This is a genomic window from Kordiimonas lipolytica (assembly GCF_001550065.1).
This window is the reverse complement of the sequence record NZ_LRUB01000036.1, coordinates 238,888-256,430: the sequence shown is the minus strand read 5'-3', so window position 1 is coordinate 256,430 and position 17,543 is coordinate 238,888. Positions and strand designations below refer to the sequence as shown.

Below are 17,543 nucleotides of genomic sequence, written 5' to 3'. Positions count from 1 at the left end.
GCATCAGAATTCCGGTTTGGGCAGGCGTCAGAAGTGCCTGCCCATCCAATCAAGGAGCGCCTCATTCACCTCATCCGGGCGTTCCTGCTGGCTCCAGTGGCCGCAGCCCATCAGGTCTATCTGCTCGTAGTCATCAACCATATCCGGCATCGCCACCGCGATCTCGGGCGGGCAGGCGCGGTCAAGCTCTGCGGTGATCATCAGGCAGGGCACGGTTACCTTCGGCAAATTCCCCTCCCCGTCCAGGAAGCGCTTCTGGTCCTGCCAGTTGGCGCTCATGTTGCGGTAATAATTGAGGGGCGCCGTAAAGCCGTTCTTCGCATACGCGTCCACATACACCTGGATGTCCGCGTCTGACATCAAGGGGCTGCCGCCCCAGGCGCTCTCGCCTTTTTCAAGATGCCCGATCAGGTCCAGGCTCTTTTCCGCGAAGGGAATGTCAGTCGGGCGGGCGGTATTTTCGTCAGGCTTCCTCAGGAAATAGCGGAAAGTGGCGGCCATGTCGCGTTCCAGCAGCGGCTCGCACGCGCCTTCGGTTTGAAAGCGCACAATATACATCTTGTCGCCGAAGCGGGCGCGGAACATGTCCATCGGGTCCATCGGATAGTGCGGCAGCAAAGGCACATTCAGGCCCGCAAGGCCCAGCACGCGCTCGCCCTGATAAAAGGGCAGCTGCCACATCACCAGCGCGCCCCAATCGTGGGAGACGAAGACCGCACGCTCGATACCGTAATGGTCCAGCATGCCAGCCATGGCGGCGGTCAGCTTTTCCATGGTGTAATTCTCGCGCCCCTTGGGCGCGGAGGACGCGCCAAAGCCCGGCATATCGGGCGCGAACACCGGGTATCCGGCGGCCGCGAGCGCACCCATCTGCGCGCGCCAGCTATAGGCAATCTCAGGGAAGCCGTGCATCAGCACCACGGGCGGCTTGTCGGCCTCCGCCACATCCGGCCCGGCGCGGTAAACAGCCAGGTCAAACCCGCCTGCGGTGATAATATCCGGTGTGCCCATCGCTCTCATGCGTCCCTCCCTCGTCTTTCAGACGTGACTTAGCCTTGTGGCCTGAAAGGGCAAGCCCTACCCCGCCACCGCACCGATAAAGAGCGCCGTGATGCAAATGGGCGCGACATAGCGGATCACGCCGTGCCAAAGGCGGAACATCAGCCCGTCTTCCATCGGCAGTGCCTTGCGCACCTCCTCGCGGCTAAGCGCCCAGCCCACCATCAGCGCGTAGGCGAGCCCCGAAAGCGGCAGGATGAAATTGCTGACGCCTTCGCGGATCAGGTCAAAGAAGGTCATGCCGTCAAGCCCGAGCGCAGCGAGCGGGAACACATGCTTGCCGCCCGCGAAGCTATAGGCCGTGAGAAGGCTGATGATGACCGCGAGCGATGCCATAAGCACCGCGCCCTTGCGGCGGGACCAACCGGCTTCCTCAAGCCGTGCCACGGTGGGCGAGAGGAGCGAGATGGAGCTGGTGACCGCCGCGAACGTGAGCAGCAGGAAAAAGGCGAAGGCCACCACGGCCCCGCCCGGAATGTCCGCGAATATGAGCGGCAGCGTGAGGAACACAAGGCCCGGCCCCGCCGCCGCGCTGACACCGCTTGAGAACACAAGCGGGAAGATGGCAAGGCCCGCGGCCAGCGCCACAAACAGGTCCATCGCCACAATCCACAGCGTGGCGCGCGGCAGGTTGACATTGCTGCCCATATAGCTGCCGTAGGTCATGATGCCGCCCACACCGACCCCTAGCGTGAAAAAGGCCTGCCCCACGGCCTCCAGGAACAGGCGGGGGGTGACATCCATCTTGTGGAAGCCGAACAGGAAATCCACCGCCGCGCCAAAGTCGCCCGTGTTGCCGGAATAAATGACCATGCCAAGAAGGATCATCAAAAGCGCCGGCATCATCACCTTGCCGGCTTTCTCAAGCCCCGTGTTGATGTCGAACGAGACAATCAGCGCCGTCAGCCCCATGAAGATGGCGGACCACAGCGCCATCATCGGCATGCTGGATTTGAAATCCGCGTCCAGCGCCTGCACCTCATGGTCAGACCAGCCCGCAAAGCCGCCCTTTGCCGCTTCAATGGCATAGTCCATCGCCTGCCCCGCGATCACGGCATAGAAGGAAAGCACCAGAATGGTGCCCACAAGACCGGTCCAGCCCACGAGCGGCCAATGCAGGCGGCTACCAGCCTTCGCCTGCAAACGCCCGAGCGCATTGGGCGGCGAGGCCTTGCCCATGCGCCCCAGCATCAGCTCCGCCATGAAGGCGGGCGCGGCAACGAACGCGAGCGCCAGCAGGTAAATCAGCACAAAGCCGCCACCGCCATTCTGCCCGGCCACATAGGGAAAGCCCCACACGTTCCCCAGCCCCACGGCCGACCCGGCGGTGACGATGATAAACGCGATGCGTGATGAGAATGATGGATAGGCGGAATTCCCGCCCGAACTGGCGCCAGCCATATGCCCTCCCCCGAGGTGTTAGTTGTGTGGCGGACAGGATGGGGGAACAGGGGATGCGGGGCAAGGCTTTTCAGAAGCGCCAGATTTTATCGCCACAGGCTTGGCGGCGATGGCTGCTCTGCCCACTGATACTATGCCTGCCACCCCAGCCCCAGAAGGACAGCTTTCGCCCGGGAGCGGACGTTCCAGTAGCAGGAGAATTATCTAGCGCGCAAGTCTCTTGCCTCGCCTGAAGCGGACCAGGTCTAGCGCGCCATCACTTAGGATGGCTCGCAGAAGGAGGTGAATTATTCCTTTATAAGCCTCTGAATGCGACCAATGGTGTCCTTGAGTTGGCTATGGTCGTCTACCCAGACAACATTATAAAAAATGATAGCCATGACTATGGCAACAATCGAATAAGTTCGTATCTTAGCTTTTATCGATTTTTTCTTTAAGTCTGCCTTGACCCACGAGAAGGTGTCTTGTTGGGCGCTTTTAAGGGGGCTGTTTTGTGGACCATATTTTTCTCGCCAATCATTCACTTCTTGGCAAAGTTCTTCAGCTTTTTCATCCGATAGGCCAGCCGACAATCCTTGAAGGACAATTTTGATTTCAGCGTTTTCATGGTCGGCAGGAATGTAGTTGTCTCCGCGCCTGAGCATTTCCTCAGTTTCTCTTGAGTGCGCACATAAATAGCCGATATGGACATGCTTGCTATCGAGTTTATGGGGTCTGAATGGGCCTGCGCTTTCCCAAGAATGGAACTTTTTGCCAAAAACGTTGCTAACTTCGATTCCCTTTGAGGACAGCTTTATGTGAGGAAGTTTTTTATAGAATGTCCACAAGTTTAGGCAAATGACCGCTACCATGAGAATAGCGAGACAACTGTGTAAGTTGAGGCGACCAAATTCATCATTCGTCACCATTAAAATAGCTAACGGTATGGATGCAGCTCCACATGTAAGCAGCATATACTTGAGCGCTTTGGTGGATGGTCCATAGACTTTTATTTCATCATTTTCTTTATGTAGAACCGACATGCTTATTTTTCGACTTCGAAGAAACTAGTTGCATATTGTTCAAAACATATAACCAACTCAAAAGAGAAAGATAGGGTTATCCGTTTTGGGTTAGAAAGTGTCATTCCTAGGCTGGAGTAAGTCGGCTATCACGATAGTCCGCTTCTGGCCGAGAGGCGAGATTCGCCTTAATGATATAATGATCATTGAGTCAAAAAAACGGGTCATCCTACCGTCCCGAAGCCCAATGTGATCACATTCACTTTTTAGCCTCAAAATGTCCGATTTTGGCTAGATTTTGGTGGGCACTATGGGTGTGAAAAAAGTGCCCAAAGTGACCGTTTTTGGTCCATATGGCCCAAAATGTGTGCCCTTTTTGCGGGATTTGGGCGCTATGGCGGCGGGGTGTATGCCCAAAATCTGACGCTGTGTTTTACAACCCCGGCAGATTGATTATGATCAACCACACGCCTTAGCGCACTTGCTAGGGTGGCGACTGTAAAACCAACAGCAAAGGAGCTTCACATGTCAGATGGCGGATACCATGAACCGATCAACGAGCTTTCAGACGACACGCGCGACATGCACCGCGCCATCCGGTCCCTGATGGAAGAGCTTGAAGCCGTTGACTGGTATAACCAGCGCATGGATGCCTGCAAGGACCCGGAACTGAAGGCGATTTTGAAGCATAACCGCGACGAAGAGAAGGAACACGCCGCCATGGTCATGGAATGGATCAGGCGCAAGGACCCCACGTTCGACAAGGAACTGAAGGACTATCTGTTCACCGACAAGCCGCTTTCACACGACTAGGCCAGGCACACGACTAGGTCAGCCGCACGACTAGATCGCGGGCCGCGTTTCAGCCGAAAAGCTCGTCCACCGCGCGGATGGCGGCATCCACCGCGCCGTTCACATAGGCGTAGGCCGAGCTGTCGGAATTCGCGATGGCGAGCTTGCCAACGCGCGCCCGCGCGGTAAGGTGCGGGCCGTTTTCCGGTGACCAGCCACCATCGAAAAGCTCATTATATTCATAGGCATAGCCGTGCGGCCAGCGGTTCACCGTGATGGCGGCGATGTCGCGTTCGGCGTCAAAGCCGTAGGGCCCCAGCGCGCCGGTCAGTTGGTCAATCGCTGCCTGTTCGAACTCCTCAAAACTGGTGCCATACATCTGGTAGCGCCCCGCCTTGTGCTGCTCGCGGCTCATCAGGCCCGGCGCTTTCGGGATATGCACCATATGCACCAGGATCGGTTTTTCGGGGTCGCTTGAGAAGGCGTAGCCGCCCATCGAGACCGGGAAATCGAGCGAGAAATTGCTGTAAAACGCACCCGGCGTGTAAACATAATTCACGCCCGCCTGCTTGAACGCCCGCCAGTTCCTGAGCGCCACATTGACATACGCCAGCGGCACTTTTTCGGGCCACTGCAGCGCCTCGATCTGCTCTTCGCCCAGCTCCGGCATGATGAACGGCAGGATATGGCCATAGCAGGCCATGATGCCATAGCGGGCTTCCACGCGCTCTGCCCGGCCGTCCCGAACATAAGTGATTTCAACGCCTTCGGCTGTATTCCGGGCCTCCACGGCAGTCGAGGACAAGCGGATGCGGACGCTGTTTTCCGCCAGGTCGAGCCTGTCATAATGCACGCGGGCGAGCGCCTCTTCTTCCATGGTGCTGGCTTCCACGGCGTTCGGAATCAGCTTGGCGACAGCAAGCCGCGCGACGCCTGCGTTGCCGTCCGGGAAGTGGAAGATATAGGGTTCTTCACTGTCATAGGGCTCCGGAACGTCAAGCGGGTCAAGCCCGAGCCCGAGCGTGCCGCCGATGCCGAAGCGCACAGCCTCAAGGCCCGAGAGCGCGTCCCAGCCAAGCCCCCAGGTGCCCACGACTTCATCGCGCAAAAGCTCGCGCGCCATCTCGCCAAGGCCGCCGTGCTTGATCATGCACTCTTCAAAGGAAGTCCGCGCCAGATAGTCGATCTTCTCATCCCGCGACAGGTGCGCCAACCAGTCCGGCTGGTCCACAAGCCAGTGGTGCAGCGCTTTTTTGTCAGCGTCTTCAAGGGGTAAGCCGGTAATAAGAGTGCTCAGCTCAGCCTTCTCCGCGTCCCCATAGGCGGCCAGCACATTGTGGCTGCCGCCCGTGCGGCTGCGCTTCAGAAGCCCGCTTTCGCCGAAGGTTTCCGCGCCCGGGTGGACGCCCGCCGTCAGGCCCTGGCGCTCATAGAAGCTCTGGTCGAAATAGCGGTAGAATTTTTCCGTGTCGATGCCGAGTGTCTCAAGGAAGGCCTTTGAGCCCGCGCTATAGTGCGCCGGGCTTTCCAGTGACTGGCTGCCGCCGTAGCCGACCAGCAATTCGCCGTCCACATTGAATTCGTTGCGTTTGGCGTGCCCGCCGAAATCGTCGTGGTTATCCAGGATCAGGATGCGCGCGCCTGCGCCCAGCTTTTCCTCAGCCAGCACAGCCGCTGCGAGGCCGGAGATGCCAGCGCCCACAACCACAAGGTCATACTGGCCGTCCTTGGCCTTCCGGGGGCGGTCATAGGACTTGCCTTCCCAACTGATGGCGTGGGCGACCTCGAAGCTGCCAACATGGCTGCCGCGCAGGCCAGTTTTGGCGGGTGGGTAGGTCCAGGCGCCCTTGCTGTCCACAAGGCCGTTTGCCATCGCCTTCGCCGGGCTCACGCCTAGCGCCGCCGCCCCTGCCAAAGTCACCCCTGTCAGCCCGGTCAGGGCCACGCCATTCAAGAAATCTCGCCTGTTGATGCCCTTCAGCTTGGACATGGATACTCACTCCCACAATTCACGCTCCACCCCGAGCATTTCCCGAAAACAGTAAACCAGGACAAAGCGGGCGCAAAGGAAAATGTGATCACATTAATAAGCTGCTGATTAGTATATGATTTTCAGACTATAGCAGCGCCTCAATCGCGGACCGGATCGCCTCCGGCTTCGTCTTTGGAGCGAAGCGTTTGACCACATTGCCCTCGCGGTCCACCAGGAACTTGGTGAAGTTCCATTTGATGCGCTCCGTCCCCATCACACCTGGCTTGACGGCCTTGAGGTGCTTATAGAGCGGGCTGGCATCATCGCCGTTCACATCGATTTTCGCGAACATCGGGAAGCTGACCCCATAATTGATCTGGCAGAACTCGCCGATCTCATCGTTCGACCCCGGGTCCTGCTTGCCGAACTGGTTGCAGGGGAATCCAAGGATTTCCAGGCCTTTGTCCTTGAGGTCTTTGTAGAGCACCTCAAGCCCCTCGAACTGCGGAGTGAAGCCACATTTGGAGGCGGTATTGACCACCAGAAGAACCTTGCCCTTATAGTCTGCCAGGTTCTGCGGTTTTCCGTTCAACCGCTCGCACGTGAAATCGTAAACAGACGTCATCAGGCCTCTCCCTCATTTGCTCCACCCGACCAAGGTAACGCACTGGGTACAGAAGGCAAGCCGATCCAACGCTACTCGCGCTCTCAAAGCGCAGAACCGGGAAGGTAGGACCGCATGTATATTAGCCCGCGAGCAGGAGCCTGCCCCGCATAACCTCAACCGCCTGCCCGGCTATCTTGACCCGGTCCCCCTTGACCGTCAGCCATAAGTCACCGCCACGGGCTGAGACCTGCCGTGCATAGAGGGTGTTCTTGCCCAGGCGCTCCGCCCAGTAAGGGGCCGATACACAGTGGGCAGATCCCGTTACCGGGTCTTCCGCTATGCCGTGGTTGGGAAAAAAGCATCGAGAAACAAAATCCACATCGCCTTCCCCCGGCGCCGTTGCAATAAAGCCAAAAGGTGCGAATGCCTTCAGCGCCGCGCTATCGGGTGTTAGCGCCCGCACGGTTGCGGCATCTTCGTATACAAGCATCAGGTCCCTGTCTGCGCGGTCGCTTTTGCACACGGCCATCGGCTCTGCCCCCATCGCGTCGCCCAACCCTTGGGGAATATCATACGGGTATGGGTGCAGTGACGGGAAATCCATCTCATAACGACCGCCGTGCCGGATAACGGCCAGCACCCCTGAGGCAGTGTTGAAGCGCACCATCTCCCATTCGGGGTGCAGGTGGGTGAAAACCACATGGGCGGAGGCTAGCGTGGCATGACCGCAAAGCTGTACTTCCATGGTGGGCGTGAACCACCTGAGCTCATAATCGGCATCATCACTTGCTGACGGCACGATAAAAGCGGTCTCTGACAAGTTGTTTTCAAGCGCGATCTTCTGCAACAGGGCATCGTCTGGAAAAGCAGTGAGCGGACACACCGCCGCCGGGTTACCCCTGAACGGCCGGCTGGTGAAGGCGTCAACCTGATAGAGGGCGCATTCCCGCATATTGCTAGCCTTTCGCCCAGGTCTTGATGTCGTCCTGGTCCTTGGGCGCAAAGCCAAGGCGGAACTCACTACCCTTTTTCCAAACCGGGCGCTTGATCAACGCCTCGTGTTCAAGCATCAGCTCGGCGGCTTTGCCGGCATCCACCCCTTCGCGCTCATTGTCTGGCAGTTTGCGCCATGTGGTGCCGCGGGTATTCAGGAGAGCTTCCCAACCCAGCGCAGCGATGAAGTTCGCCATCAGGGCATCATCCAGACCGTCAGCGCGGAAATCATGGAAGCTATGCTCCACACCTTCGGCTTCCAGCCATTTGCGAGCTTTCTTCACGGTATCGCAATTCTTGATGCCATAGATGGTCAGCATACTCATTCCCCAATTTTTCCAAGTTCTTTAACGGTCAGTTGGTCAGACAGCAGGCTTGGCGGGTCCACATGGATGAGGACTTCGCTATCCGGGAACGCCTCGCCAATCATGGCCTCCACCTCATCCGCCACGAAATGCGCGTCCTGCACGGTCATGTCTCCGTCTACCTCGATATGCATCTGGATAAACAGGTCCCGCCCTGACATGCGGGTCTTCAGCTCATGCAGTCCCCGCACATGCGGGTTGCCCATGGCCAGATTAAAAATCTTTTCCCGGTCCTCAAGGCCCAGTTCCTTGTCCATCAGCATGTCGACAGCAGGCAGCGCGATTTCCTTGGCGCCATACAGGATGTAAAGCGCGATCAGGATACCGAAGGCACCATCCGCATAATCGAAACCGGCGGCCGTGGCCCAGGCCGCAAAAATCACTGACAGATTGAGCAGAAGATCACCCTTATAGTGCAGATGGTCGCCCGCCACGGCCAGAGAGCCAGTATGACGCACCACATACGACTGGAAGGCCACAAGCGCGAGAGACAATAAAATCGCAACCCCGGACACCACCATCACCAAGGTAGACTGTGTCACAGGGTGTGGCACAGCCACGTGGTTGATCGATTCGAGCAACAGAAACACAGCTGAGCCCGACATGATGGCCGCTTGAAACAGCCCCGCCAGAGCCTCAGCCTTGCCGTGCCCGAAGCGGTGATCCTCGTCAGGCGGCAACAACGCCGTGCGCACGGCAAACAGCGTGACAAGCGACGCCATAAGGTCGAGGCCGCTATCGGTCATGCTGCCAAGCATGGCCACAGAATCAGATAGCCACCAGGCAACCGCCTTTGCCGCCACCAGCGTGGCCGCAACGCTTACGGAAGCGCGCGTTGCCCAGCGCATCAGATTGTTGCTCTTGTCCCGCGTCACGGTAGCCATCCTTTCCATGAAGACTTGCCTTAGGGGTATATAAGATGGCACCCCAAGCACAAGAAAAAACGCCCCGCCGGAATGGGCGGAGCGTTCTTTCAGAACCGAAATACTTCAGAACTTCTATTCTTAGTGCAGCTTGCTTTCGACGTCGGTGATTGCCTTGTCGATCAGCGCGCCGCCTTCCTTGCCCTTGAGCTTGTCGGCAAACACAGCGCCAGCCGCCTTGATGGCAACGTCAACTGCAACGGCGCGGACTTCCTTGACCGCATTGGCTTCAGCCTGTGCAATCTTTTCTTCCGCGGCGCGCGTGCGGCGCTCAGCCATGGCTTTGATGTCGGCTTTTGCCTCTTTCGCCATGATCTTTGCGTCTTCTTTCGCCTGGGCTACCATATCGGCAGCTTCCTTTTCAGCGTCGCGTTGCTTGCGCTGGTAATCGTGCAGAAGCTTCTCGGCGTCCTCACGAATGGCTTTCGCCTCATCCAGCTGGCCTTTGATTGCAGCCGTACGCTCGTCAAGCATACCGGCGATTGTCTTGTGTGCCTTGGCATACATCACACCGGCAACAAAGACGACAAAGGAACCGGCAACCCAGAAGGTTGGATCGGAGAATACAGAACCGTGTCCATCAGCCATGGTTATGCTCCCTTCACGTCTGCGAGCGCTGACTTAACAGCACCGGAAACTGCGGCGTCATCGCCTTCAATACCAGCCAGCTTGGCAACGAGGTCGGCCGCAACATCGCTTGCAACATCGCCAACGCCTGCCAGGGCCTCTTCGCGTGCCTTGGAGATCCGAGCTTCAGCTTCCGCAGCTTTCGCTGCCAGCGTTTCCTCGAGCTCGGCCTGGGCTTTCGCGATATCAGCCTGAATTTTCTCTTTGGCTTTCAGGATTGTATCCTGAGCCTGCTTGCGTGCCTTCGCGCTTGCTTCCTCGTACGCTTCACGTACGTCATCAGCGTCCTTGCGCAGCCGTTCGGCTGTATCCAGGTCGTTCGCGATCCGCTCTTCACGCTCTTCGAGGACCTTGGTCACGCGTGGCAGAACCAGGCGGGATACGATCACGAACAGCACGATGAAGGTCAGGAAAAGCCATACGACCTGCTCTTCATAGGTCGCGAAGTTCAGCTGTGGCAATCCACCTGCTTCTTCGTGTGCGACTTCTGTATGAGCTTCTGCCATCACTTGCCTCTGTGGCTAGATGTTTCTGGGATCGGGCCTCTTGGCCCACCACCTGTCAAAGCAAGCTTTGCCTGGGTGGCTTATAAGCACTTGGCGCGACCACGCTTGGCCGCGCCTGGTGCTTCATTCGGTAGCTGATCCTTAACCGAAGAGGATCAGGAACGCGATAACCAGCGCGAACAGGGCAACAGCCTCTGTCAGGGCGAAGCCCAGGAGCAGGTTACCGAATACTTTCGGTGCAGCAGACGGATTGCGCAGAGCACCAGAAAGGAAGTTACCGAAGATGTTACCAAGACCAATACCAACACCGGCGAGAGCGAGAGTGGCGATACCAGCACCAATCATCTTTGCGGCTTCGAGTTCCATGTTAAATTCCTTCTCTATTGAATGAAGCTTGATTTCTAAACTGTTAGGATTGTCCGGATCTTAGTGCGATGGATGCATTGCATCATGCAGGTAGATACAGGACAGGATGGCGAAAACGTAGGCCTGCAGGAAAGCCACCAGGATTTCCAGCCCCGTCAGGAAAATGTTGAAAGCAAACGGCAGGATTGCTGCGGCCTGGCCAACAAGACCAATAGTACCCAGCGAGATAATGAAGCCTGCGAATACCTTCATCATGATGTGGCCCGCCAGCATATTGGCAAACAGACGAACCGACAGGCTGATCGGGCGTGTGAAATAAGACATAATCTCAATCGGCACGATCAGAATATAGAGCGGTGCGGGGACGCCGGATGGCGCAAACAGCTTCAGGAAGCCGAGGCCATGTTTGGCAAAGCCAATCAGGGTCACACCCAGGAACACCACCGCTGCCAAGGCAAACGTAACAATAATGTGGCTGGTTGCTGTAAACTGGTAAGGCACCATGCCCCAAAGGTTACAGCCCAGAATGAACATGAAGAGGGTGAAGATGAAGGGGAAATATTGTTTCCCTTCACGGCCCACATTTTCTCTCACCATGTTGGCGATAAACTCGTAGGCCATCTCAACGATTGCCTGCCAACGCCCTGGAACCAGTGAGCCCTTGCGAATACCGCCGACCAGGAAGAAGGTCAGAAGCGTTACAACGATCACCATCATCAGGGAACTGTTAGTGAAGGAAACATCAACCCCGGCGATTTCCATTTCGGCGATGGGCTTGATTTCAAACTGCTGAAGAGGTCCTGCCACGGCTACCATCTCTTTTTTTGTGCAACCCGCTTTATGCGGATCGCGGTCAATCTTTATCCGCCTTGCCCGCGCCATCCTCACCAAGGTCCTGCGCCGGTGCATCCTCAGCCTCTGCCTGCATCTTGTTGGCCTCACGGATTACATTCCGGATGCCGGCGGCGAAACCAAGAAACAGAAAGCCAATCAAAAATCCGGGGGAAGTACCGAGCCATCCATCCAGGTTAATACCGATAATCAGGCCAACGCCCACACCAGCAACCAGATCGATACCCATCCTGAAGGCCCTACCCATGGGAGACGGCTTGTCATCAAGCGTTTCTCCCTGAGCCTTCTTCCGGGCTTGGCTCAATTGCTCGTCAAGTGCCTTGAGCTTTGGGTCAATCTTATTTTCACCCATCGCTTCAGCCCCTTGAACCCCGCGTTCGACCAACATTTCTGCCGGGCTGCTCCCTTAAAAAGAAGCGCCGTAAAAGGCGCCTGCAACATAGTGAAGGCCCCACCCCGTGTCAAGGTCTATCGCAAATAAGTTAACCTATTGTTTTTAAATAGCTTTTAAGAAAAAAGCCATTAACCGGCCTCACGCAATTCCTCGGCGCGCTCAAGGTCGACGGAGACAAGGGTCGAGATTCCGCGTTCCGCCATGGTCACGCCAAAGAGCCGCTTCATCCTTGCCATGGAAACCGCATTGTGCGTTACAATCAGGAACCGCGTGTCTGTTCGCTCGATCATTTCATCGAGCAAATTGCAGAATCGCTCAACGTTCGCGTCGTCCAGTGGGGCGTCCACCTCATCAAGCACGCAAATGGGTGCAGGGTTAGTGATAAACACTGCAAAAATAAGGGAAAGAGCCGTCAAGGCCTGTTCCCCGCCCGAAAGAAGCGACAGCGCCTGCAGTCTCTTGCCTGGTGGACTGGCGAAAATCTCAAGGCCCGCATCCAGCGGATCATCGGACTCCGTCAGTTCCAGATGCGCTTCACCGCCACCGAACAGGGTTTTGAAGAGTTCCCCGAAGTGGTTGTTCACTACATCAAAAGCTTTCAGAAGGCGCTCGCGCCCTTCCCTGTTGAGGCTGCCGATCGCCTGCCTGAGCCGCGCGATTGCGTTCTCAAGATCTTGCCGTTCCCCGACCAGATGAGACAACTGTTCGTCGATTTCGGTAAGCTCTTCATCCGCCCGCAGATTCACGGCACCCAGCCGGTCCCGCTCACGCTTCAGCTTTTCAAGCTTGGCTTCCAGCACCATGGCATCCGGCAGGCTGTCGCTTGCCTCAAGACCTACCTTTTCAAGAAGCTGGGTAGGAGCACACTCGAACCGCTCGCCGATCTGGCTTGCGATATCCTTGCGGCGGGAAACTGCATTTTCCACGGCGGCGTCAGCCCTGATCTGTCGCTCACGCGCTTCGGACTGTGCCTCATGTATTTCCTTGAGGGCCTTGTCTTTCCCCGCCAGCTGCGCTTCGGCTGTCACCAGCTTGTCACTGCTGTCGTGACGCTCCTTTTCGGCCTTTTCAAGCTCTGTCAACAAGGATTGACGGCGGTTCTCAAGGTCTTCAGGGCTCGCTTCTGCGTCCTTCAGCTGGCGTTCTGTCTCCTGCTGGCGGTCATCTAGCGCCTTCAATTGCTTCGCCGCACTATCCACCCGCAATTGCCACGCCCCTGATTCGGTTTGGATTGCATTCAGCCGGTCATTGCGCGTTTCCGCTTCCCGGCGCAGGCTGTCATAGGCTGCGCGGGCGCTCGAAAGTTCTGACCGCAGCGCTTCAACTTTGCTGCGAGCGTCCTGGAGCTCAGCCTCAAGCTTGGTATTTTCCGGCAGTTCCGCCAGTTTGGCATCGATGCCTGCCTGTCGCTCGTTGGTTTCAGCCTCTTCCTGGGCCAGACGCGCCAGGCTGTCTTTGAGCATATTGACTTTACTGGCCCGCTTACTGGCTTCCTGCTCGGCATTAACAAGCGCGCGGCGCGCCTCAGCCAGCGCCTTTTCGACATCCTGGCGCACCTGCCTCTGGGCCTGCTCCGCCTCGCGGGCTTTCTGGTGAGCATCAAAAGCATGCTGGGCCGCTTCCGCGGCACCTGCAGCTTTATTGCGCGCCTGTTCCTCCTCGGCCTTCAGCTTCAAAAGCCGGTTCTGGCGCTCCAGCCGGATGGCAGCCTCACTTGGGGCGCCCGCCTTCTGCACATAGCCATCCCAGCGCCAAAGCTTGCCTTCGCGGTCAACCAGCCGCTGCCCGGGTTTCAGCTGTTTCTGCAGGCTACTTCCGTCTGCGCCTTCATCAAGGATGCCTGCAAACGCGACGCGCCTCTCTAGAACCGATGGCGCTGTCAGAACGTCCTTAAGCGGGGTCACACCTGCAGGCCAGCTTGCTGCCTCCAGCGCGCCCTGGCTGCTCCAATGGCGTTTGGCCGATTCGCTCAGACCAGCTTCGGCTTCTTCGCCCAACGCCGCACCAACTGCAACCTCAAAGCCAGGCTTGGCCTTGAGCGATGCTGAAACCGGCAGGTCCTCGTCCGCGGCGGATTGCTCAAGCATGCGTTCCAGGTTGCCCACTTCCGCCAGTACAGACTTGTGCGCGCCTTCTGCTTCTGCTTTTGCGGAATCGGCTTCATTGCGGCGGTTGCGTGCTTCAAGGGTCGCCGCTTCCGCAGCCTGCAGGCTATCCGCCACCTTGCCCAGTCGCTCTTCTTCTTTTTCGACCGTCTGTTCGGCGGTCTTGAGCGCCTTCAGGATTTCATCTTCGGCCGTCATGGCATCCAGCTCGCCGTTCAGGCGCGTCTGTTCTGATCTGAGCTGATCGCCCCTGCGCACGATCGCGAGCTTGTCGCTTTCAAGACTGGACCGCCGCGCACGGGCTTGGGCTGCCTGTTCGCTGATGCCATCATATTCGGCTTCTGCAGCCGACGCAGCCTTGGTTGCTGTATCAAGCTTTTCCCGGGCCTGCAGTTCATTGTCTTTTTCGGCATCGCGCGCAGCTTCAAGCCGCTTCTTCTCCGTCGTCAGGCGATCGAGCGCAGCCTTTGCGTCCGCTGCAATCTCCGCCTCGCGCTCGCGGTCAGCACCGATTTGCTCCAGCGTCTGACGAAGCGCAAGCGCAGTTTGTTTGCGCCGCTCGCTTTCCTGCTCCAGGTTTTCCTTTTCAATCGACAGGCGCTGCAGCTTGGCTGCGGCCGCCGCATCCGCCTCTCTGAGCGGCGGCAACATGGCCGCAAATTCAGCCTGTGCCTTGGCAAGCCGCGCAACTTTCTCTTCGATCTCGGCGACGCCTTTCTCAGATTCCCTAAGCGCACGTTCAAGATTGATGACTTCTTCGGCAGCATGTGCCCAGCGCATATAGAGAAGGCTGGCCTCCGCCTGTCTGATATCGCCGGAGATGGAGCGGTAGCGCACAGCCTGTTTAGCTTGTCGTCTCAGGCTCTGGATCTGGCTTTCCATAGCCTGGATCACATCCTGCAGGCGCGTAAGGTTGCCTTCAGCACCTCGCAGACGGCTTTCGGCCTCCTTGCGCCGGGTGTGAAGACCGGAAATGCCGGCGGCTTCTTCCAAAATTGCGCGCCGGTCCTGTGGCTTGGCATTGATCAGCGTGCCGATACGCCCCTGACTTACGAGCGCAGGCGAGTGTGCGCCGGTCGCAGCATCCGCGAACAAAAGCTGCACGTCCTTTTGGCGCACATCCTTGCCATTGATGCGGTAGGCAGAACCTGATTCACGCTCAATCCGGCGTGTTACTTCAATGAAGTCTTCGTCGTTATAGTCTGCTGGGGCGGACCGGTCCTGGTTATCGATCACCAGCGTTACCTCGGCCATGTTGCGCGCCGGGCGCTTGTCCGTACCGGCGAAGATCACATCGTCCATGCCGGACCCGCGCAAGCTCTTGGCGCGGTTTTCTCCCATAACCCAGCGGATGGCTTCAAGAAGGTTGGATTTACCGCAGCCGTTCGGGCCCACAACGCCGGTCAGGCCGCGCTCAATATGAAGCTCGGTCGGATCGACGAAGGATTTGAACCCCGATAATCGCAGACGCGAAAAACGCATGGCTGCGCCCTACTCCCCCTGTTTCATCCATTAAACAGGCGGCCCCGTTCCCCAACAAGGCCGCCCTATATCAAAGCTTACCCGGCGTCGTTGACTGCCTCGACCATCTGCTCGATCGCTTCGTCGAAAGACTTGAACTCCAGAAGCTTACCATCCACCATGAAGCTTGGCGTCGAATTGATATTGTGTTTCTTCACTGCGTCCTGCGTCATGCTCATCAGATGCTTGAGCATATCGTCATCGGACACGCAGCGATCGAATTCTGTGCGACTGATACCGGCACGCCGCGCAATTGACGCCAGTTCGTCAACCGGCGACTGGGAACGGGCCCAATCACTCTGGCGCGCGAAATATACTTTCATCAGCTTCTTCGTGGTTTCTGCATCGCCACAACGGGCGGCTGCTGATGCCACGATATCGACCCGGTTCATGATAAAGTTATGATAAACAAGCTTGGCTTTGCCCGTATCCAAAAGCTGCTCTTTCAACTGGGGGAAATAGCTTTTTGCAAAGGTGGCACAGTGTGGGCAGGTTAGCGACGCAAATTCGTGAATCTCAACCGGTGCGTTCGGGTCACCATACACGATCGGCCCCCATGTGCCCTGTGTCTTGGAAGCAACGTCCACAGCTTCAGTAGCCGGCTCAGTAGACGCCTGCTGGGCATCGTCCGCCGCAGGCTTTTCGCTGCTGTCACCACAGGCTGCAAGCAAAAGCGCTGCGCCAAAGGCAGCAGCAAATTTGAACTTAGATACGTAGTCCTTGTGCATTAAATCATCCCCACTACTAGATATTGTGTTTACATCGCATGAAACAGGCTGACGAGTCTTTTCTGCGACCCGCGTGATATTTCCTGTGGATTATTTGGCTGCTTCAACAGCTTCCTTAACGTCCTCGAATGAGTGCCCAGCAAGATGCTTCCCATTCACCATGATGTACGGAATGCCATTGATCTTGTATGTCTCGATGCCATTCTGCGTCATTTCCGCCAGATGCTTTTGCGCCTCCTGATCAGAGATACAGCGCGACATTTCGTCCTGGGCGATGCCAGATTCTGTTGCGATGGCTGCAATCACTTCATACGGATTTTGCGCCCGCATCCATTCATCCTGACGGGTAAAATAGGCATCCAGAAGCTGTTTGGTAACATTCACATCTGCCGTGCAGCGGCTGATCACGGCCACGGCCATGTCATAGCGGTCGCGCACGAAATTGCGGAATACAAAGCGGATCTTGCCAGTCTCAATCAGTTCTTTCTTTACCTGCGGGAAAGTGTCGCTGGCAAAATGCCCACAATGTGGGCAAGTCATGGAGCCATACTCAATAACTTCGACAGGCGCATCAGCCGCCCCATAGACAATATCACCCATCACAAAAGGCTGACTGGGCCCATCCTGAGCCATTACCGCCGTTGCGGTAAACACCGTCGCTACTGCCGCCATAACAGCTTCTTTGAAAGACATCACGCCCCCTACTCCCAATTATTATTTCTTGTCCGGCTTCTGGCCGGCCTCTCGCGCTTCAGAAAGCACATACTCGCCAAGGCTTTTAACCGCTTCTTGAAGTGGGCTCAACCCCCCTTCACCGACAAGTGACCGCAGTTGACTTGCTTCCTTCTCCCCAAGAGCCCGTTTTTCATAGGGCATCTTGCGCGGTTGCCGCGGCAGCGGCCCCTGCTTTACCTCAAGTTTGGCCACCGCCTGATAGCCGAAGAAGCTGTTGACCATTTCAATCACCCGCCCGGCCTTGTGGCTCAGGAGCGGCGCGAAGGCAGATTCGCAGCGGACAGTCAGTGTGGCGCCCATTCGGTCACCCCTTGGGAATCGCAGCGACACAGGCAGCGTGCTTTCCGCCAATTCCGGACCGACTATATAAGCCCAGCGAGTGACCACCTCGGCCTGCGCAAAGCCTTTGGCCCTGAGGGCCGGAGTCACAAGCGCCGAAGCAACCCTTGAAGCACGTTGGGTCGACCGCCGCCGGAACGGTTTTTTTTCGTCTGCTTTCCCTTTAGCGCTCGTTTTATCTGGCTGTTTCGCCATTTGGCTTGCTCTCTCTGCCCGTCGGGCTATGGTCCTGCATTAATGCGGCACGTCCATGGCAT

18 protein-coding genes are annotated in these 17,543 nt (G+C 57.3%); 1 reads left to right on the top strand and 17 read right to left on the bottom strand.

Going from position 1 to position 17,543, the window contains the following annotated elements; all coding sequences use genetic code 11:
* Positions 1-27 precede the first annotated feature (27 nt).
* The 3 genes from KORM41_RS20925 to KORM41_RS20915 all read right to left on the bottom strand — a co-directional run bounded on the left by KORM41_RS20925 (position 28) and on the right by KORM41_RS20915 (position 3,482).
* Positions 28-1,020 carry an alpha/beta fold hydrolase gene (locus KORM41_RS20925; protein ID WP_068153210.1) on the bottom strand — a complete coding sequence of 331 codons (993 nt, stop codon included), beginning with the start codon at positions 1,018-1,020 and terminating at the stop codon, positions 28-30.
* A gap of 57 nt (positions 1,021-1,077) precedes the next feature.
* Positions 1,078-2,460 carry a sodium-dependent transporter gene (locus KORM41_RS20920; RefSeq protein WP_068153208.1) on the bottom strand — a complete coding sequence of 461 codons (1,383 nt, stop codon included), beginning with the start codon at positions 2,458-2,460 and terminating at the stop codon, positions 1,078-1,080.
* A 287-nt stretch (positions 2,461-2,747) separates the two neighbouring features.
* Positions 2,748-3,482 (bottom strand): hypothetical protein, encoded by a 735-nt coding sequence (locus tag KORM41_RS20915; protein WP_068153203.1) that lies wholly within the window; start codon positions 3,480-3,482, stop codon positions 2,748-2,750.
* 504 nt (positions 3,483-3,986) lie between these two features.
* Between KORM41_RS20915 and KORM41_RS20910 the strand changes: the two genes are divergently transcribed.
* Positions 3,987-4,274, top strand: coding sequence for an encapsulin-associated ferritin-like protein (locus KORM41_RS20910; RefSeq protein WP_068153201.1), 288 nt, complete (start codon positions 3,987-3,989; stop codon positions 4,272-4,274).
* Positions 4,275-4,323: 49 nt separating this feature from the next.
* On the opposite strand, the gene KORM41_RS20905 is transcribed toward KORM41_RS20910, so the two are convergent.
* The 14 genes from KORM41_RS20905 to KORM41_RS20840 form a co-directional block, all read right to left on the bottom strand.
* Positions 4,324-6,243 (bottom strand): NAD(P)-binding protein, encoded by a 1,920-nt coding sequence (locus KORM41_RS20905; protein WP_068153198.1) that lies wholly within the window; start codon positions 6,241-6,243, stop codon positions 4,324-4,326.
* Between the two features lie 127 nt (positions 6,244-6,370).
* Positions 6,371-6,850: a glutathione peroxidase gene (locus KORM41_RS20900; RefSeq protein ID WP_068153195.1), complete on the bottom strand. Its 480-nt coding sequence runs from the start codon at positions 6,848-6,850 to the stop codon at positions 6,371-6,373.
* Between the two features lie 121 nt (positions 6,851-6,971).
* Complete coding sequence (locus KORM41_RS20895; protein ID WP_068153193.1) at positions 6,972-7,784, bottom strand: PhzF family phenazine biosynthesis protein; 813 nt, start codon at positions 7,782-7,784, stop codon at positions 6,972-6,974.
* Between the two features lie 4 nt (positions 7,785-7,788).
* Complete coding sequence (locus KORM41_RS20890; RefSeq protein WP_068153190.1) at positions 7,789-8,145, bottom strand: ArsC family reductase; 357 nt, start codon at positions 8,143-8,145, stop codon at positions 7,789-7,791.
* Between the two features lie 2 nt (positions 8,146-8,147).
* Positions 8,148-9,083: a cation diffusion facilitator family transporter gene (locus KORM41_RS20885; protein WP_197421355.1), complete on the bottom strand. Its 936-nt coding sequence runs from the start codon at positions 9,081-9,083 to the stop codon at positions 8,148-8,150.
* Positions 9,084-9,194: 111 nt separating this feature from the next.
* Positions 9,195-9,701, bottom strand: coding sequence for a F0F1 ATP synthase subunit B family protein (locus KORM41_RS20880; RefSeq protein ID WP_068153187.1), 507 nt, complete (start codon positions 9,699-9,701; stop codon positions 9,195-9,197).
* 2 nt (positions 9,702-9,703) lie between these two features.
* Positions 9,704-10,246, bottom strand: coding sequence for a F0F1 ATP synthase subunit B family protein (locus tag KORM41_RS20875; RefSeq protein WP_068153184.1), 543 nt, complete (start codon positions 10,244-10,246; stop codon positions 9,704-9,706).
* Positions 10,247-10,387: 141 nt separating this feature from the next.
* Positions 10,388-10,612: a F0F1 ATP synthase subunit C gene (locus tag KORM41_RS20870; RefSeq protein WP_068153181.1), complete on the bottom strand. Its 225-nt coding sequence runs from the start codon at positions 10,610-10,612 to the stop codon at positions 10,388-10,390.
* A gap of 60 nt (positions 10,613-10,672) precedes the next feature.
* Positions 10,673-11,428: a F0F1 ATP synthase subunit A gene (locus KORM41_RS20865; protein ID WP_068153512.1), complete on the bottom strand. Its 756-nt coding sequence runs from the start codon at positions 11,426-11,428 to the stop codon at positions 10,673-10,675.
* A gap of 37 nt (positions 11,429-11,465) precedes the next feature.
* The gene (locus KORM41_RS20860; protein WP_197421354.1) at positions 11,466-11,816 is read right to left on the bottom strand and encodes an AtpZ/AtpI family protein; all 351 of its coding nucleotides are present in this window, start codon (positions 11,814-11,816) and stop codon (positions 11,466-11,468) included.
* 170 nt (positions 11,817-11,986) lie between these two features.
* On the bottom strand, positions 11,987-15,445 hold the full coding sequence (gene smc, locus KORM41_RS20855; protein ID WP_068153177.1) for a chromosome segregation protein SMC: 3,459 nt from the start codon (positions 15,443-15,445) through the stop codon (positions 11,987-11,989).
* Between the two features lie 77 nt (positions 15,446-15,522).
* Complete coding sequence (locus KORM41_RS20850) at positions 15,523-16,212, bottom strand: thioredoxin domain-containing protein (RefSeq protein ID WP_068153174.1); 690 nt, start codon at positions 16,210-16,212, stop codon at positions 15,523-15,525.
* 90 nt (positions 16,213-16,302) lie between these two features.
* Positions 16,303-16,905 carry a DsbA family protein gene (locus tag KORM41_RS20845; protein ID WP_068153171.1) on the bottom strand — a complete coding sequence of 201 codons (603 nt, stop codon included), beginning with the start codon at positions 16,903-16,905 and terminating at the stop codon, positions 16,303-16,305.
* A 21-nt stretch (positions 16,906-16,926) separates the two neighbouring features.
* Positions 16,927-17,481 (bottom strand): DUF721 domain-containing protein, encoded by a 555-nt coding sequence (locus tag KORM41_RS20840; RefSeq protein ID WP_068153169.1) that lies wholly within the window; start codon positions 17,479-17,481, stop codon positions 16,927-16,929.
* Between the last annotated feature and the right edge of the window lie 62 nt (positions 17,482-17,543).

Coding starts and splice junctions, on each gene's coding strand:
- KORM41_RS20925 (WP_068153210.1), bottom strand. CDS start 1,020: ATGAGAGCGATGGGCACACCGGATATTATCACCGCAGGCGGGTTTGAC.
- KORM41_RS20920 (WP_068153208.1), bottom strand. CDS start 2,460: ATGGCTGGCGCCAGTTCGGGCGGGAATTCCGCCTATCCATCATTCTCA.
- KORM41_RS20915 (WP_068153203.1), bottom strand. CDS start 3,482: ATGTCGGTTCTACATAAAGAAAATGATGAAATAAAAGTCTATGGACCA.
- KORM41_RS20910 (WP_068153201.1), top strand. CDS start 3,987: ATGTCAGATGGCGGATACCATGAACCGATCAACGAGCTTTCAGACGAC.
- KORM41_RS20905 (WP_068153198.1), bottom strand. CDS start 6,243: ATGTCCAAGCTGAAGGGCATCAACAGGCGAGATTTCTTGAATGGCGTG.
- KORM41_RS20900 (WP_068153195.1), bottom strand. CDS start 6,850: ATGACGTCTGTTTACGATTTCACGTGCGAGCGGTTGAACGGAAAACCG.
- KORM41_RS20895 (WP_068153193.1), bottom strand. CDS start 7,784: ATGCGGGAATGCGCCCTCTATCAGGTTGACGCCTTCACCAGCCGGCCG.
- KORM41_RS20890 (WP_068153190.1), bottom strand. CDS start 8,145: ATGCTGACCATCTATGGCATCAAGAATTGCGATACCGTGAAGAAAGCT.
- KORM41_RS20885 (WP_197421355.1), bottom strand. CDS start 9,083: ATGGAAAGGATGGCTACCGTGACGCGGGACAAGAGCAACAATCTGATG.
- KORM41_RS20880 (WP_068153187.1), bottom strand. CDS start 9,701: ATGGCTGATGGACACGGTTCTGTATTCTCCGATCCAACCTTCTGGGTT.
- KORM41_RS20875 (WP_068153184.1), bottom strand. CDS start 10,246: ATGGCAGAAGCTCATACAGAAGTCGCACACGAAGAAGCAGGTGGATTG.
- KORM41_RS20870 (WP_068153181.1), bottom strand. CDS start 10,612: ATGGAACTCGAAGCCGCAAAGATGATTGGTGCTGGTATCGCCACTCTC.
- KORM41_RS20865 (WP_068153512.1), bottom strand. CDS start 11,428: ATGGTAGCCGTGGCAGGACCTCTTCAGCAGTTTGAAATCAAGCCCATC.
- KORM41_RS20860 (WP_197421354.1), bottom strand. CDS start 11,816: ATGGGTGAAAATAAGATTGACCCAAAGCTCAAGGCACTTGACGAGCAA.
- smc (WP_068153177.1), bottom strand. CDS start 15,445: ATGCGTTTTTCGCGTCTGCGATTATCGGGGTTCAAATCCTTCGTCGAT.
- KORM41_RS20850 (WP_068153174.1), bottom strand. CDS start 16,212: ATGCACAAGGACTACGTATCTAAGTTCAAATTTGCTGCTGCCTTTGGC.
- KORM41_RS20845 (WP_068153171.1), bottom strand. CDS start 16,905: ATGTCTTTCAAAGAAGCTGTTATGGCGGCAGTAGCGACGGTGTTTACC.
- KORM41_RS20840 (WP_068153169.1), bottom strand. CDS start 17,481: ATGGCGAAACAGCCAGATAAAACGAGCGCTAAAGGGAAAGCAGACGAA.